Genomic DNA, 263 nt, shown 5'->3' on the forward strand with positions numbered 1-263 from the left:
TCAGCACTTACGAGCATCCTGCTCCCGAAGGGAGTGACGCACGGTTGAGATCACGTGTTGTGCCTGAAACAACACAACCCCAATTCAGCAACACCTCTTTACGCTTCTTCCCGATTGGCTGTGGCGCGAGCAAAACCGCGACGCAGCAACCCGTCATGCCTGATGACCATAGCGAGCTGGTCCCACCCCTTCCCATCCCGAACAGGACCGTGAAACAGCTCCACGCCGATGATAGTGCGGATTGCCCGTGTGAAAGTAGGTAA

At 56.3% G+C, this 263-nt stretch carries 1 rRNA gene; it reads left to right on the forward strand.

The annotated features are described in order from the left end of the window. Positions 1–158: 158 nt before the first annotated feature. Positions 159–263: ribosomal RNA gene (gene rrf / locus AB4Y40_RS42940) — 5S ribosomal RNA — on the forward strand; the annotation flags it as partial.

It is taken from the genome of Paraburkholderia sp. EG287B, assembly GCF_040965595.1.
GTDB lineage: Bacteria > Pseudomonadota > Gammaproteobacteria > Burkholderiales > Burkholderiaceae > Paraburkholderia.